This window comes from uncultured Maribacter sp. (genome assembly GCF_963975365.1).
Lineage (GTDB): Bacteria > Bacteroidota > Bacteroidia > Flavobacteriales > Flavobacteriaceae > Maribacter.
This window is the reverse complement of the sequence record NZ_CAXBGF010000002.1, coordinates 336,663-353,664: the sequence shown is the minus strand read 5'-3', so window position 1 is coordinate 353,664 and position 17,002 is coordinate 336,663. Positions and strand designations below refer to the sequence as shown.

General features: G+C 36.6%; 10 protein-coding genes, 1 other RNA gene and 1 pseudogene. 8 read left to right on the top strand and 4 right to left on the bottom strand.

All coding sequences use genetic code 11. The annotated features are described in order from the left end of the window. Positions 1-14 precede the first annotated feature (14 nt). The 7 genes from AACZ49_RS04615 to AACZ49_RS04585 all read left to right on the top strand — a co-directional run bounded on the left by AACZ49_RS04615 (position 15) and on the right by AACZ49_RS04585 (position 10,712). Entirely contained in the window at positions 15-1,568 is a 1,554-nt protein-coding gene (locus AACZ49_RS04615; protein ID WP_339652147.1) for a SusD/RagB family nutrient-binding outer membrane lipoprotein, read from the top strand. Beyond that, the gene (locus AACZ49_RS04610) at positions 1,558-3,237 is read left to right on the top strand and encodes an alkaline phosphatase family protein (protein ID WP_339652145.1); all 1,680 of its coding nucleotides are present in this window, start codon (positions 1,558-1,560) and stop codon (positions 3,235-3,237) included. The genes AACZ49_RS04615 and AACZ49_RS04610 overlap by 11 nt, the downstream gene beginning before the upstream one ends. Before the next feature lie 46 nt (positions 3,238-3,283). Then, positions 3,284-4,519: a hypothetical protein gene (locus AACZ49_RS04605; protein WP_339652144.1), complete on the top strand. Its 1,236-nt coding sequence runs from the start codon at positions 3,284-3,286 to the stop codon at positions 4,517-4,519. After that, positions 4,506-5,876: an aspartate aminotransferase family protein gene (locus AACZ49_RS04600; protein ID WP_339652143.1), complete on the top strand. Its 1,371-nt coding sequence runs from the start codon at positions 4,506-4,508 to the stop codon at positions 5,874-5,876. Before AACZ49_RS04605 ends, AACZ49_RS04600 begins: the two co-directional genes overlap by 14 nt. 6 nt (positions 5,877-5,882) lie before the next feature. Further along, a complete protein-coding gene (locus tag AACZ49_RS04595) occupies positions 5,883-7,469 on the top strand; it encodes a metallophosphoesterase family protein (protein WP_339652142.1) in 1,587 nt (528 codons plus the stop codon). A gap of 7 nt (positions 7,470-7,476) precedes the next feature. Beyond that, a complete protein-coding gene (locus AACZ49_RS04590; RefSeq protein ID WP_339652140.1) occupies positions 7,477-8,562 on the top strand; it encodes a phosphoglyceromutase in 1,086 nt (361 codons plus the stop codon). Between the two features lie 368 nt (positions 8,563-8,930). Continuing rightward, entirely contained in the window at positions 8,931-10,712 is a 1,782-nt protein-coding gene (locus AACZ49_RS04585) for an alkaline phosphatase (RefSeq protein WP_339652138.1), read from the top strand. Between the two features lie 509 nt (positions 10,713-11,221). On the opposite strand, the gene ssrA is transcribed toward AACZ49_RS04585, so the two are convergent. Beyond that, positions 11,222-11,622: a transfer-messenger RNA gene (gene ssrA, locus AACZ49_RS04580) on the bottom strand. 209 nt (positions 11,623-11,831) lie between these two features. Here ssrA and AACZ49_RS04575 point away from each other — a divergent pair. Beyond that, on the top strand, positions 11,832-13,037 hold the full coding sequence (locus AACZ49_RS04575) for an NAD(P)-dependent oxidoreductase (RefSeq protein WP_339652136.1): 1,206 nt from the start codon (positions 11,832-11,834) through the stop codon (positions 13,035-13,037). A gap of 116 nt (positions 13,038-13,153) precedes the next feature. Here the strand turns inward: AACZ49_RS04575 and AACZ49_RS04570 are convergent, their stop codons facing one another. The 3 genes and pseudogenes from AACZ49_RS04570 to AACZ49_RS04560 all read right to left on the bottom strand — a co-directional run bounded on the left by AACZ49_RS04570 (position 13,154) and on the right by AACZ49_RS04560 (position 16,497). Then, positions 13,154-14,266 (bottom strand): Sb-PDE family phosphodiesterase, encoded by a 1,113-nt coding sequence (locus tag AACZ49_RS04570; protein WP_339652133.1) that lies wholly within the window; start codon positions 14,264-14,266, stop codon positions 13,154-13,156. Positions 14,267-14,316: 50 nt separating this feature from the next. Further along, the gene (locus AACZ49_RS04565) at positions 14,317-15,510 is read right to left on the bottom strand and encodes a serine hydrolase domain-containing protein (RefSeq protein WP_339652131.1); all 1,194 of its coding nucleotides are present in this window, start codon (positions 15,508-15,510) and stop codon (positions 14,317-14,319) included. 189 nt (positions 15,511-15,699) lie between these two features. Beyond that, positions 15,700-16,497 (bottom strand): annotated as a pseudogene (locus AACZ49_RS04560) (phospholipase A). Between the last annotated feature and the right edge of the window lie 505 nt (positions 16,498-17,002).

The window sequence follows — 17,002 nt, the reverse complement described above, 5'->3', positions numbered from 1 at the left end:
AAAATAAAGAAATCATGAAAAAAACATTAGTTATACTATTATCCTTGGTACTAGCGGTTAGCTGTACCGAGGATTTTGAAACCATTAATATAAATCCCAATTTTCCTGCCTCTGCACAGCCAGAATTATTATTACCAGGTATACAAAGAGAAATGGCTTACAATTGGGGCGGTCAAGGTTGGGAAGAAGGGTTTACCGTAGTACAATACGGAGCTAGACTTCAGTTTACCAGCGGTGATACCTATAACTGGTCGCCATCTGGGGATCCATATGATAACGCCTATGCTTCTCTACGAGATGTAGAAAATATTATTCGCGATACTAAAGATAATCCTGAAGCACAGAACTACTATGGTGTTGCTTTGGTAATGAAATCATGGATCTATTCTTATGTAACCGATGCCTATGGCGATGTGCCTTATTCTGAAGCTACTAAAGGAATTGAAGAGGGTAACGCAACTCCTGCTTTTGATGCACAAAGTGCAATTTATGATGGGATGTTACTAGATCTTGAAACAGCCAATACTGTTTTAACAGGTGCTTCAAATATTTCTGGAGATATTTTTTATAGCGGTGATATTGCAAAGTGGAGAAAATTTGCGAATTCACTAAGATTGCGTTTGTTGATGCGTATTAGTGATGTTGACAATGCAACAGCGGTAGCTGGTATGGCTCAAATAACCGGAAATCCTTCTGCGTATCCAATTTTTGAAAGTAATGAGGATATGACCGTTGTACGATGGAACTCTGATAATCCACAACCAAAATATAATACGCGTAGTGGTAGTTTTGATGAGGTTCGTTTAAGTCAAACTTTAGAAACACGGCTGAAGGAGTTAAACGATAATCGTTTATATGTATATGCTCAACCAACTAGTAATTCTGGAAAAGGAATTTTTTCTGAAGATTTTGATGATTATGTAGGTATGCCGAACGGATTGGATGATGAGGCCGCTTTAGGATACAGCCCATCTGGAAATCCTGATGAATCTGGATCTAACTTTATTTCAAGATTAGGGATCTTATTAGGTTGTAGAGCATGTAACCCAGAACAGGCTTCGGCAACTGCATCTCAAACTATCATAATGAGCTATTCTGAACTTCAGTTTATTTTGGCCGAAGCAGCTGAGAGAGGATTCATTTCTTCTGGTGATTCGGCTACCTTTTATGAAAATGGAATTAGAGCTTCTTTTGAATATTATACCGAACGAGTTGCTGCTGGAGGATGGGCCGATATTGCCAATGCCATGCAATCAACAGACTTAGATAGTTACGTAGCTCAAACTACTGTTGCGTATGCAGGTTCTTCAGATGAAAAACTGGCTAAAATAGCTCTTCAGAAATGGATTTCTCTTTTCTACACCGGTTTTGAAGGGTGGTCAGATTGGAGAAGAACAGGAATGCCAGAAGTAATTCCTGGTCCTGATGCTGTTAATGATGGTCAGGTTCCTGTTCGTTTTCAATATCCTAATTCCGTGAAATCTACAAATAGCGAAAATTATAATGCCGCTGTTCAAAACATGGGTGCAGATAATATCAATACCAAACTTTGGTGGGATGTTGATTAAGGAAATAAATAAGCAAACCAAATTATCCATTATTTCAAGTGTATTACTGACCATAGGGATTTTCTCCCTATGGTCTTGTAATTATAAGGATTTGGATACAATGGACGAACAGAAAGCAGAACACGTCATCGTTATCGGTTTTGATGGTTTAAGCCCAGACGGATTAAAGAAAGCAAATACACCTACTTTTGACCGATTGATCAAAGAAGGTGCTTCAACCATTCATGCACGTTCGGTTTTGCCAAGTAGTTCTAGCCCAAACTGGGCATCCATGATTATGGGAGCTGGACCAGAACAGCACGGTATTACATCGAATGCTTGGAATCGTGATAATCTGACCTTACCAGCGGTTACCCAAAGCGAGCAATTTATTTTCCCTACCATTTTTCAATTGGTTGCTGATCAAAGAGATTCGTCTGAAATAGGGGCGATTTATCATTGGGGCGGGTTTGGAAGGTTGTTCGAGAAGGATGCCGTTAATTATGACATCAACCCAATGACGGAAGATGAAACCTCCGTTATTGCATCCGAATATATAAAAGAGAAAAATCCTGATTTAACCTTTATTCATTTTGACCACATAGATCATGCAGGTCATGAATATGGACATGGAACCCCAGCATATTATGCATCCGTCGAGAAAGCTGATTCGTTATTAGCTGAGTTGATCGAATCACTAAGAGCATCTGGAATGGCCGAAAATACCTTGGTGATTATTAGTGCAGATCACGGGGGCGTTGGAAAAGGCCATGGGGGTGAGTCGTTACAGGAAGTGGAAATTCCATTTATACTTTGGGGTAAAGGCATAAAGAAAAATTACAATATTAAGTATCCTGTATATCAATATGATAATGCGGCTACAGTTGCCTTTGCCATGGATATTAGAACACCACATGCATGGATTGGTAAACCGGTAAAAGAGGCATTTGAGGGCAATACTGTCGAAGATTCCTATCCAACTTTAGTGCAATTGAATAAACCTACTTTTGTTCCTTCTTCAAAAGGTTATGTGGCACAAGGCGGATTATTTAATGATAAAGCGAACCTAATTTTGAAGAACCCCAATAATGAAGGAATATTGAAATATACCTTGGATGGCACTTTGCCTACAAATGAATCCAAAACCTTTGAAGCTGAAATCCCAATTACTGAAAATACAGTGGTGAATAGTGCCATTTTTATCGATGGAAAAATGAGTAGTGAAGTTGTCGAAGGCTTTTTTAGAATCAAATCAAGAGTGTTTGAAGAGCCGGTTACTGTTGAGGTCTTTTATAGAGATGATTTATCGTTTCTACCATCATTGGGCATTAAAAAACCAGATATTGAGCGTAATACCTTTGAAATCAATTCTGAAGAAGTTAAGGAATTGATAAAGTCGAATACGGTATTCCGTTTTAAAAGCGGGTTGGAAATCGAAGAAGCCGGCAGTTATCAATTTTCAACTCGATCCGATGATGGTAGCCAGTTGTTCATAAATGGGGAGCTGGTCGTAGATAATGATGGTGACCATGGCGTACGGGAAAAAAGCAGCGCTAAAGAACTGTCTAAAGGAAAACATAATATTGAGGTGCTTTGGTTTAATGGAGGTGGTGACGGTTGGTTAGATGTGTATGTGCAAAGTGAAAAAATGCCCAAACAGATACTTTCCACGAACCTATTAAGAAGATAGTACCATGAAGCCAATCAGCAACGTGATTTTAATTTTGTTCCTAGGTATGATGACTGCTTGTCTTTCGCAAACTACGGATAAGCAATTGCCGCCCTGGGAACCGGGTATGTTGGACATTCATCATATCAACACCGGTAGGGGCGATGCCTCTTTTTCCATTTTACCGGATGGAACAACGTTATTGGTAGATGCTGGTGATATTTCAGATATCCATTCTAGGACCTTATCCGCTAGAAATGCAAAGCGAATACCTAACAATAGTAAATCTGCATCGGGTTGGATCGTGGATTATATCGAACAATTTCTTCCGAAGGAAAATAATAGGGAATTAAACTATGCCTTGATTACGCATTATCACGATGATCATTTTGGGGAGATGGATAGCCTTAGACTAAAAGCAATGGAAGGAAATTATTATCTGACAGGTATTACGGAAGTAGGTCATTTTCTTCCGATTAAAAAAATGATTGATCGTGGCTTTTCATATCCAATAGACCTTACAAGTGAAACTATTCAAAACCAAGACCGATTTAAAAGAGATGCTTACGGCATGATTCCTACCCTAAAAAATTATTGGAGCTTTTTGGATTTTCAACATAAAAAAAATGGATTAGTTTATGAAAAGTTTATTTCCGGCCAAAAAAATCAAATCAGATTGGAACATGATTTTCGGACATATCCAGATTTTTCTGTACAGAATATAGCCGTAAATGGCACTATTTGGACTGGAGTTATGTCCGATACTTTAGCGCTGTTAAAGCAGGGGGAATATCCTGGAGAAAACACATTAAGCATTTGCTTGAAAATCAGTTATGGTAAGTTCGATTATTTTACGGGTGGTGATATTAGTGGTATAGATGAATATGGAGGTACGGATATTAATTCGGTAGAATCCCAAATTGCTCCTGTTGTAGGTCCGATGGATGTTGCTACTTTGAATCATCATGGAAATCGGGATTCTCAAAATTTGGATTATGTACGGACAATTCGCCCACGGGTATGGATTCAACAAAATTGGTCGTCCGATCATCCCGGGGAAGAAGTACTTAGAAGAATAACCTCTGAAAAACTGCATCCTGGAGAACGGGATATTTTTTCTACCGTAATGCTACAACCACTGAAGGATGTAATTGGTGGTCGCTTAAATCAATATAAAAGTCAGAACGGTCATATTGTTTTACGTGTGCATCAAAAGGGAGACTCGTATGAGATTTATATATTGAATGATGCAACCGTGAAACGGGAAATAGTAGCCAAATATGGACCATATGAATCAAGATAAGGAAGTGAACAAGCTACAGGGTCAGAACAAACGTACAGAAGGCGATATCAATGGTACCGTTGCCAGACAGGAATGGGCAGCGGGTATTACCGATATAAAAACGAAAAAATTGCTCAAAAAAGATGCGCGTTATTTCTTCCATCAAGCGTTATCCACACCTTGTTTAGATGTGTTGGGAGATTGCAAAGGGGCTTATATCGAGAATATATCTGGCAAGAAATATTTGGATTTTCATGGTAACAATGTACATCAATTGGGGTTTTCACATCCAAAATTGGTGCAGCGCTTAACAGAACAATTGCAAGGTTTGACCTTTAGTACCCGGAGATATACCAATGAAACCGCCATCAATTTTGCCGAGAAATTGACATCGATTCTACCTTCAGATTTGAATAGGGTTTTAATGACGCCCAATGGAAGCTCGGCAATAGGTATCGCATTAAAATTAGCACGCGCCATTACAGGTAAATTTAAGGTAGTATCATTTTGGGATTCTTTTCATGGTGCCTCATTAGATGCTATAAGTGTGGGTGGCGAAGCGGTATTTCGTGAATATATGGGGCCTATGATGCCAGGTATAGAAAGAATTCCGCCACCAGTATCTTATCGCGGAATTTTTGAAGGTGATCAAAACAAGTGTTTAGAGCATTTAGAATATGTGTTTGCCAAAGAAGGCGATATCGGTGCCTTTATAGCAGAAACTGTCCGTAATACAGATGTGCAACTACCTTCAGTTGAATTTTGGAAAGATGCACGAGCATTATGTGATAAGTATGGCGTAATTCTTATTTTAGATGAAATACCGATTGCATTGGGTAGAACCGGTAAAATGTTCGCATTCGAGCATTATGATATTGAACCAGATATTCTATGTTTAGGAAAGGGATTAGGTGGAGGAATTTTTCCACAAGCGGCAATTGTAACCCGTGACCGATATAACCAGTTCCCAGATATATCTTTGGGGCATTACACCCATGAAAAGAGTCCACTCGGTGCTATGGCTGCATTAACAACTTTGGAGATTATTGAGGAAGAGAAGATACTTCATAAGGTTGCTGGTGACTCATTGACCATGTTTACGGCCATTAACATTTTAAAAGATAAATATGGATTGATCGGTGATGTTCGTGGTCGTGGATTATTGTGGGGTGTAGAATTAGTGAAAGATAGAAATACCAAAGAAAAAGCAGTGCATCAAGCGGAACAGGTAATGTATGAATGCCTTAAAAACGGATTAAGTTTTAAGGTGTCTGCGGGCAATGTGCTACAATTGGCACCGGCACTGACCATTTCTCGAAAAGAATTAAAAAATGCGATACAAATATTAGATAATGCGCTAGCTAGCGTCAGTAATTAATGACTTATGAAAATATATAAATTTATTTGGGCAGCTACCTTGTTAATGGGAGTTGTTACCTATGCGCAAAAAAAACCGACTTTTGTGGTAGAGCCCTATTTGCAAAATGTAAATCCTAGTGAAATAACCATCATGTGGGAGACTTCTGAGGGAGAGGAAAGTGCTGTAGAATATGGTACTTCGCCTAAATTGGGCAAAAAAGCTACGGGAGTTGCTATTGATATTAATTTCACCGAATCTCGTATTCATGAAGTGAAAATTACAGGATTAAAACGCTTTACCGAGTATTATTATCGTGTACGGACAGGAAAGTTGGTATCGGATATATATCAATTTAAAACTCCGCCATTTGCCAGCGATCATGAATCATTTAATCTTTTGGCGATGAGTGATATGCAAATAGACCACCAGAATCCTGATAAGTTCAATGAAATAGTCAACAAGGGAATTTTACCATTTTTAAAATTGGAATATGGTAATGAGGTGCCAGATGATTTAGCAATGGTTTTAATAGCTGGTGATTTGGTTGAAAATGGAGCTAATTATGAGCAATGGCAAAATAATTTCTTTAAACCGGCTAAGAACTTGTTTTCAGAAGTGCCCGTTTACCCGGTACTGGGTAATCATGAGCGAAATTCTAACTTTTATTTCAAATATTTCAGTCTTCCCAAAAACGGAACTCCGGCATATGCAGAGCATTGGTGGTATAAAGATTATGGCAATACCAGAATAATAGGACTGAATTCAAATGAAGGGTATCGAGATAATGGAGAGCAATTTACATGGCTAAAATCTTTGTTGGAAGAAACAGCGAAGAACGGGGACATCGATTTTGTATTCGCGCAATTACATCATCCGCACAAATCAGAATTATGGATTCCCGGTGAAGAGGAAACTTCAGGTAAAGTGGTGAAAATGTTGGAGGAGTTTACTACTGAAACAGGGAAGCCAAGTCTGCACTTTTTTGGACATACACATGGCTATTCTCGTGGGCAATCTAAAGACCATAAACACTTATGGATCAATGTTGCTACAGCTGGTGGTGCTATTGATAACTGGGGCGAGTTTGAAGGTAGGGATTATGATGAGTTCAGTGTTACCCAAGATGAATACGGCTTTGTTATGGTTGAAGTAGATGACAATAAAACGAATCCGAAATTTACCATTAAAAGAATTAGCCGTGGTAACGAAAATGTATTTCGAGAAAACGAACAGACCGATGAAATTACGATTTATGCGAACGAGCATAAACCAAATATTCCTATAACCGTATCACCTAAAGGAGCTATAGAATTTACGGGAGATATGCTAAAGGCACAGCCTTTTAAAAGTACTTTTGAGAATGCCTATCATGCAGCTTCGCAATGGCAAATTTCAACTTCTGATGATTTTATCAATTTGGTGTTGGATAGCTGGAAACAGTCCGAAAATTGGTATTATTTGGAAGACCGCCAAAAGGGTGATGATTTAACCGATGAGCCTACTAGAAGATTACAACCAAATACCGCTTACTTTTGGCGTGTACGTTATAGGGATCAATATTTAAATTGGAGCGACTGGTCTACAACACAATCATTTACTACTAAAAACTAAATCACTTATGAAAGCATTATTGAAAATGACCGTTGTTATGGTTTTGTTGACTACAATGACAATAGAAGCGCAACAAGACAAGAATCCGAATGTGTTTTTAATTACATTAGACGGGGTGCGTTGGCAAGATGTATTTACAGGTATTGATACCAATTTATTAAAAAGCGATTATACCCAAGACAAAGATTTATTGACCAAAAAGTTTGTTGGTAGTTCAGAAGCAGAAAGCAGAGAAATGTTAATGCCTTTCTTCTGGAATACTATTGCCAAAGAAGGTCAACTGCATGGAAATAGGAATAAAGGAAGTAAAGTCGATCTTACCAATAAAATGCTGTTTTCGTACCCTGGTTATAATGAAATTTTAACGGGTAGGGCAGATGATGGGAATATTGACAGTAACGATAAAAATTATAATAAGAATGTGACCATTTTAGAAACAGCTAATAGCTCGGATATCTATAAGGGTAAGGTGGCTGCTTTTGGTAGCTGGGATGTATTTCCGTTCATCATTAACGACAAAAGAAGTGGTGTGCCTGTAAATGCCGGTTATATGGATGCAACGGGCGATTTGAACGAAAAAGAAAAATTCTTAAATGAAATGCAGCGGCAGGCACCAGTTATTTGGGAGAGCGTTCGTTTAGATGTTTTTACACATCATTTTGCAAAAGAATATGTACAAAAAAACAAGCCAAAATTGGTATACATCTCATACGGTGAAACCGATGATTTCGCACATGGTGGCTTGTTCGATTTTTACATGAAATCATTACAAAATACCGATGCATTGATTGCCGATTTATGGAATTATGTTCAAAATGATCCTTTTTATAAAGACAATACCTATTTTATAATTACTACGGATCACGGTAGGGGAAAGGGTGCTCAAGAAGATTCCAAATGGACCAGCCATGGAATCGATGTTAATGGTGCAGAACATACGTGGTTGGCTATTTTAGGTCCTAATGTAGAGGTTACAGGTGAAGCAAGTAATGAGCAATTATACACGAATCAAATTGCCCCAACGTTATTAAGGATCTTGAATATGAAAATAGATAGTAATAAGATGTTGGCATATCCAATCGATTTTAAGTAACCAGGATGTTTAGTTAAACTTAAAACAAATTAATGAGCACATCTTTGCAGCAAGTTTGAATTAGTTTGAGATAGTTGAATAACCGGTGCATTTCTCTTGATGTATTGGTTTTTTTTAAATTAATTTACGCGCTAATGTAGGCTATAGGCCAAAACAGATACTATCAGAATTGAAACCTATAATTGCATATCAATTTTATTAGTTCTAAAAAGTTGTGTTCTAAGAAAATTTCGAAATATTTAATCTTTCTTTGGCTTTAGCTTAAACCTATTGTTATTTTTAGATTTAAAATTTGCATATTATAAGTTTACACTTAGGTTTGAAAAATTTTGAACCTTTATAAATTACCTTTTTTACATCTTGTTATTATGAAATCTAAACTTCGTCTTTCGGTTTACTTGTTTGTTTTAGTAATGAGTATTGGTGCCGCTCAAGATTATAAGGTACATTCCCATAACGACTATAGGCAGAATATTCCTTTTTGGAAAGCTTTTGCTGCTGAGGTACAATCTATCGAGGTTGATGTGTTTCTGCACGATGGTAATTTGTTGGTGGCACATGAATTGAATGAAGTTGATAAGAATAGAACATTACAACGATTATATTTAGAGCCATTAAATGAGGCTTTGGCACTAGCGCAGTTCGATAATAAATCATTACAATTATTAATAGATATAAAGTCCGATGCTTATAAAACCCTTGATGTAATCGTTGGTGTTTTGGAAGAATACCCAATGATTATTGAAAATGAAAGTATCTCTATCTTAATTTCAGGTAATAGGCCAAACCCATTCGAATACGTAAATTACCCGCAGTTCATTTCTTTTGATTATCAAAGTTTAGAACCGGTAACGGATGTTGCCATTTTAGATAAAATGGGAATGGTGAGTTTAAGTTTTGCGAACTTTTCAGAGTGGAACGGCAAGGGGCGGTTAACGGCCGAAGATTACAAAACGGTAACCGATGTTATAGCTAAAGCGCATGAATTAAAAAAACCATTTCGATTTTGGGCAACACCAGATTCCAAATCTGCCTGGAAGGCATTTGCGGCTATGGATGTCGATTTTATTAATACTGATATGATCTATGAGTGCGTTTCTTATTTGAATACATTAAAAGAAAGAGTGGTTCAGAATACCGTTTTTTCTAAAGTGTATCAACCAACTTTCGAATCGGATAAGAAAAAACAGAAGCCAAAAAATGTTATTCTATTAATTGGAGATGGTAACGGACTTACCCAAATATCGTCTGCTACATTGGCAAATAATGGCGAGCTTTCTTTGACCCAATTAAAGAGTATTGGGTTCTTAAAAACACAGTCTGCAGATGATTTCACAACAGATTCAGCCGGTGCTGATACGGCGATATCTACCGGACAGAAAACAAATAATAGGGCTATCGGTACAGATAAAAATGGCGAAGCTATACCCAATATCACCGAAATTCTATCTAACAAAGGGTTTAACACGGGAGTGATTTCTACAGACGATATAACAGGTGCCACACCTTCTTCATTTTATGCGCATCGCACGGATCGGGGCATGGTCGAAGGTATTGCTGCAGATTTACATGAAAATCAGTTAAAGCTATTGATCGCTCAAAAAAACGACGAGGTTAAGGGGATAGAAGATGCTGGTTTTAAAATGATGACCAATATCGATGCAATCGGTAAAAGTACTAATAATAAGGTAGGTGCATGGTTGTATTATGGTGAAGAGGAATCAATAGAAACTCATGTTGAAAAATTGGCATCAGCTACAAAAAACGGTATAGCCTTTCTCAATAATAAGAAAAAGCCTTTTTTCTTAATGGCCGAGGGAGCTAAAATTGATAGTTATGGTCATTTGAATAATATAAGAGGTGTCATTTCTGAAAGTATATCATTTGATAAAGCAATAACCGAGGCATTAAAATTTGCCGATGCAGATAAAAATACCTTGGTCATTATTACAGCAGATCATGAAACGGGTGGGTTGACAATTCCGCAAGGTAATTTAAGCAAGCATGAGATTGAAGCCGATTTTACAACACAAGATCATACCGCTATGATGGTTCCAATCTTTGCTTATGGGCCAATGTCTCAAGAGTTTCAAGGGGTTTATGAAAACAACGAGATCTTTCATAAAATCATGAAGGTCATAGGTCTATAGTTTTTGTTGATTTACAACAGGCACCTCTAAAATTTCCAGTCTTTTAGAGGAAAAATAACACCTATTTATTAGTAATTTGTTTCTAATGAAACAAGCAGCAAGTGTTGATTTAACATCTTGATAATATTACCTGTATTGGAATATAATTTCCTAATGTAAGGGTGTTTTTAAGTTAATAGTAAACAGCATTTCGAAATCTACTTTTGCAACTTAAAATGAAACTTCGGTTTTAGGAAACATTTCAAACCAAGTTTTTTAACGAACACTTAAACCAATTTTTATTAAACCAAACTGTATGAAAAAACTAAAATTTTTAATGCATTTCTGTGATTTCAAAACCATTGTTAGGTCCTGGTCTTGCTGATTTACTTCAAAAGGTAACGACAAATGCTGTTGCTAATTAAATTATAAAATAAAGAAAAAGCAGTAACTAAAATGCAGAAAAACGGAAGGCAAACGCTAGAATCTCGCCAGTATAACGAAAAAAACCACCCTTAAGGTGGTTTTAGTAGTGGAACCGGAGGGATTCGAACCCTCGTCCAAACAAGTAATTAAAATGCTTTCTACATGCGTAGTATCTGATTAATTTTCGATAAGTACCTGACCAGAAACCGCCCAATACAAACTTATCTTCTTAAGGTTTTAGTGATACCGCCAAAGCGAGCAGGTATCCTTATGTTGACTTTTCTGGTGCTCCTATAAGAACCGCCATCAACAAGGGCTGTTCAGGAACATCTCGCTTCCCTACCTAGTAGGGACGAGGCTAAATCCTACTGTAATTCGGATTAAGCGGCAAGAGCGTAATTATTTTCGCCAATTAAAAGTGTGAAAAATGAGATTAACGAGCTGTTTATCAGCGCTCGGCATGCTTACATTCCAACTAGTCTCGCTGTCAAAACCGGTCGGCCCCAATATGTTAATGAACTTTACACTATCTATTTATACGTTCCCTTTTTTGCAAAATGGTCGGGTTTTCGGCAGTACATGGTACTCACATCAATCCCTAACGCGGGCAGCAAAGCTAACAAAAGTTTACGAGCCCAAATAATTTTTATTACGACCTAAGCCGAAGTGTTTCTAATTGTATAATTTAGTACAATATTTATACCAAAATACCATATGAAGTTCGGAATCATTAGAGAACGTAAAAATCCACCAGATAAACGTGTAGTACTATCGCCAAAGGCCTGTCAAAAAGTCTTGAAATCACATAAACGGGCAGAATTGATAGTAGAGCCGTCACCAATTCGTGCGTATTCTGATGATATGTATACGCAGCTAGGTATTACCGTTGCCGATGAAATGACTGATTGTGATGTACTTATAGGTGTAAAGGAAGTTCCTATCGATGCGCTGATTCCAAATAAAAAATACTTTTTCTTTTCCCATACCATTAAAAAGCAACCTTATAACAGAGATTTGCTACAAGCTGTTTTAGAAAAGAACATTGAACTTTATGATCATGAAGTCATTACCAATAAGCAAGAACAACGTGTAGTCGCATTTGGTAGGTATGCAGGTATTGTTGGCGCTTATAATGGATTTAGAGCATACGGACTCAAATATGGATTGTTCAAATTGCCAAAAGCTAATGATTTGGATGACCAAGAGGCTTTAATCGCTGAACTTAAAAAATTGAGGTTGCCAAGTATAAAAATACTTTTAACGGGTAAGGGTCGAGTTGGTAATGGCGCTAGGGAAATGTTGGACGGTATGGGCATGCGACGCTTAAATGTTGCTGAATATCTTGAGGGAACATTTAATGAACCTGTCTATTGTCAAATAGATGCTGGGGAATACAACAAAAGAAAAGATGGTGCTCGCGGTAATAAAGCTGATTTTTTCGCCAATCCTTCAGAATACAAGTCTAACTTTTTTCGATTTGCAAAGGTGACCGATTTCTATATTGCAGGTCATTTTTATGGACAGGGTTCACCTTATCTTTTTACGAGGGAAGATGCCAAACATCCTGAATTTAAAATAAGGGTGGTAGCGGATGTTAGTTGTGATATTGATGGTCCTGTTGCGACAACCATACGCCCATCAACGATTGCAGAACCGATTTATGGTTATGACCCCATATCTGAAACTGAAACAGATTATCAAAAAACCACAGCAATTGCTGTTATGGCGGTAGATAACCTACCCTGTGAACTACCGCGCGATGCCAGTGAAGGCTTCGGTGAGGCGTTCATTAAAAATGTAATACCTGCCTTTTTCAATAATGATAAAGATGGAGTCCTACAAAGAGCCCGCATGACTCAGAATGGAAAATTGACAGAGCGTTTTACTTATTTACAGGATTATGTAGATGGTAAGGAATAACTAAGTTGTTCATCCAAAAATTGAAAGTAAGGCCTATTCATTTTAATATCGATAGGTTTGTCAATAATACACTAGGAAAACTTTGCCTTAAATTTTATCTTGAAGTTTGTTATGCGCTATTTTGCCTTAATATCCCATTGAATAATGGGTTGTGTTTTAGGACCTGTAAAACACCCTAAGGCTTTCAATTTTAAAGTGATTTCATCTTTTTTAACCAAAGTTTTTAATGATATTTTTTTTGTTTCACCTGCACCAATTTCAAAAACCGGAGAACTATCATAAAACGAATAATTGGATTCGTTTTGAAAAAGTAAATCACTACTAGTGGTATTCTTTAATTCCAATTCAAGAACTTGAGTATTTTTGGCATAACTAGCGTTCTCTACAACAATACTAGCTTGTAAAAGCGGCACTAAAAATTCAGCTTTACCTACCATTAAATCGTTGTAAACAGCAACCGTTCTACCATCAAAAAGTGCTTCCTGCATGCTTGCTATACTTCGTTCTTTTGCAAAGACTAAAGTTATTGGTCGTTGATTTCCTTTTTCGGTATAATCCCAATCAATTAGTCCGTGAATGTCGCTAGTACCCATGATAGTTAAATTATGTTCTAAGGCTAATGCCAGCGATTCTTGTGCATAATCCACCGAATTAATAACCTCTATCCCGTGCAGTTCTCCTTTTTTAATTCGTTCTTTTTGAAAATCGCTTAGAATGGGGTTTCCCTGTGGTGCTTGGTTATACCATGCTGGGTGGTTCCAAAATACGAATGCTCCTTGTTTTTTGGCTTCTGCGAAAGCATCTTCTGCTTTATCTTGAAGAATAGGGTTTGCATCTTTTATAAATACGGCATTGTTATGTCCCATAGGTGCGCTACGGGTAATTTCAGAACCATGAACAATGAGTAAGTCATGTTCTTTTGCTTCTTCCAATGCAATGGTATAAGACCTATTTCTATCTGCGTGTGGAATATCATCTAGGTGAGGTTGATACTCTAAATGTTCTGTAAGTGAGATAGCATCTAAGTTGTCGCGTAAGGCTTCCATTACTCGAATATTAGGCCAAACATATCCATCGGAGAAAACTGTGTGAATATGTAGATCGGTCTTTAGGCTTTTATAGCCAGGAATATCTGGAAAAGACAAAGGTTTAGCGGATGAATGGCTATGTGCTTGTGAATAAAGAAAACTTATGGATAATAAAGCAATTATTAATATTGATTTTTTCATGGTCTTAGGTTGTTTATTGGTATTTAGAAATGTACTAAAATAGCTTTAAATTATAGGTCATTTACCACGTCTGTTTTTGGCCAGTCTGTTCGGCTTTCTACTTTTTCTCTCATAAAATTTCGAATTGCCTGAATAATTTCTAGAAAGTCTGGAGCACTTTTATTAACCAAAACAACAAACGATGTTGGGTAACCAACCTCTAAAACACTTATACTACCAGGTAAATATCCATTGTGATTCCAGCTCTTTCGTTTTAAATAGCTAAGTTTATCTTTAGGTTCTAAAAAGTCAGGAACCGAAGCCTCATTGTCCGACTTCATTGCAAATAGGGCTAAATCTTTAGCAGAAGCTATCCACCCACCATGAGAATCCATTCGCTTGACATTAATGCCATATGGATCAATATATGGATTTGCAAAATTCGTATAATAAGTAACCTCTTCTTCAATACGCTCAGATTTAGTGTTTAAGCCTATCGCCATCTTCGAAATTTCCATTGGGGCTAATATAAATTCCTTAACATATGACTCATAGGTTTTTCTTGTAACTTTCTCGATAACACGACCTAATAGGCTGTATCCGAAATTTGAAAATTCATATCTACTACCTGGTACAGAGGCTAATGATCTTTCATCTAATACTTTGGTAATAAGTTCTGCTTGTGTTAAATCATTATCATCGAACATAATATCGATGGGGAAATTTGTAAAGCCCGCCGTGTGTTCAATAAGGTGTTCAATAGTGATTGATTCTTCTTCAGAATCGTAGGGCATAACTCCAAATTCTGTTCCTAAAATTGATGATGGGCCAAATACACGGTCATCTAATGATAATTGGCCATCTGCTACAAGTTTTGAAATTGCAGTTAAGGTAATAGGCTTCGATATGCTCCCAATTCTAAATAATGAATTATCATTAACGGTAATTTTAGCATCAATATCTGCTTTACCAAAAGATTCTAAATATACTATTTTGTTATTTCTAGTGATAGCTACTTGAGCACCTGAAAATCCATAAATAGTCATTAGTTGTCTGAAACCAGAAGTAATATCTTCTAAGCCTGTGTTAGAAACACTTGAATTTTCACCTGTATTAGAATTTATTTGACTGCTAGATTCATCGGTCTCAGCACCAATTTCTATATCATTAGTTGGTTCAGAATAGGGGGCAATATCATCGCTTTTACAGGAGTGTGAAATTAATAGTAATAAAATTATTCTAATAATGTTTTCATTACTAACCATGGTATATTCATTTTAGGTTCGAAAGAGAATTATCATTTAAAAGATACGTATTTTAAACTACTATAGGAATACTCTAATCATTATTACAATTTTGAGTTCTAAGATGAAGTAAATATGTGGCAAAAAGGATTAAGTTGCGGTTATTAAACCAGTTTAACCATTTAATGTGAGTCAGAAAATACCAACTGTTTATAAAGATTTAATTAAAGACACACCAATACTAAAAGTTGTTTGCCTATGATTATAATCTATTAGGGTTTCACCATAGCCATCGAAGAATTGTAGATGACCATTGAAATTCTCAAAAATAGGGAATGACCAATTTAATTGGATGCTACCCTTACTTTTGGCTCCGTAATTTAAAGAATGCCGTGCAATGGCTCTAAACCGCTGTCTTCCCAAATCATATGTGATATTGGCTTCACCTCTTCCAATATAATCTGAGATGTTCTTATTGTCATCTATTTTACTTCCAATACGAATCCAAGGTTTAAGCATAACCTGCCAATTGTTACGTTCAAAACCAGCATGAAAAGCAAGACGGTTCCAGCTTCTAGAAATTGGGTCTGACTGTCCGTTCGATTCATGAATTATTGAAGCACCTATCATTTTTGCATTAAAGCCAAGAAATTTATATTAGACAGGGAAATTGGCAATTATTTCTGGTTGATAATTTAATTCTCTAAAGGGTCTAGAGCGTTCTATATTATAAATTTGCCAGTAGGCGGTTTGTGAATATCCCATCCATAGATCTATACGACCATCGAACATTTTATGAAAAATCTTTGTTTTAAGACTAACTTGAAATTTTGATTCAATTGGGTCTAAATTTACAGGAGAATCTGGTGTTTTTGAAGAATTTTCTGCAACAGGAAACTTATTGGTATCTGTTGAAAATTTGGCAGCGGTTAGATAAATCGGTTTATAAGATGTAATTAAGAATGTTCCTCGGTGATGTTCAGCATCTAACTCCCAAAGCTCAGGCAAATTTTTACTGTTCTTAAAAATCCATTTTTTATCTAGGTTATCTTGTGCAAATATATTGAAGGGGTTAGAAAAGAAAACAATAAAGCTAAATGAGAAAGTTATTTTTTGAACATTAAAACATTTTAAAAACGCAAAATTATATATTTGAAATCGTTAGAAGTAGTTTTTACATAGTAAGGGTAATTCAATCATGAAACCAGCCAGAACCCTACAAGGCTATTTTAATGGATTTGCAAATGCAAATTGAGCTAACAATACCTGAGGTGGAATTAAAATACAAATGGAATATTCCATGCTTCTACATTGGTAAATCACCTATCTGTTAATTGAATGCATCACATAAAAAACAGTTTGTAGATATTGCCTTTTGGAATTCTGTACATCTTACCAAACATTTGAACATATTACTTTTCGAAAATCGAAAAGTAATATGTTAGTTGCATTACTTCACTTTAGAAGAGATGGATGACCACATTCTAACCGATGTACTGAAAGATGCATATTC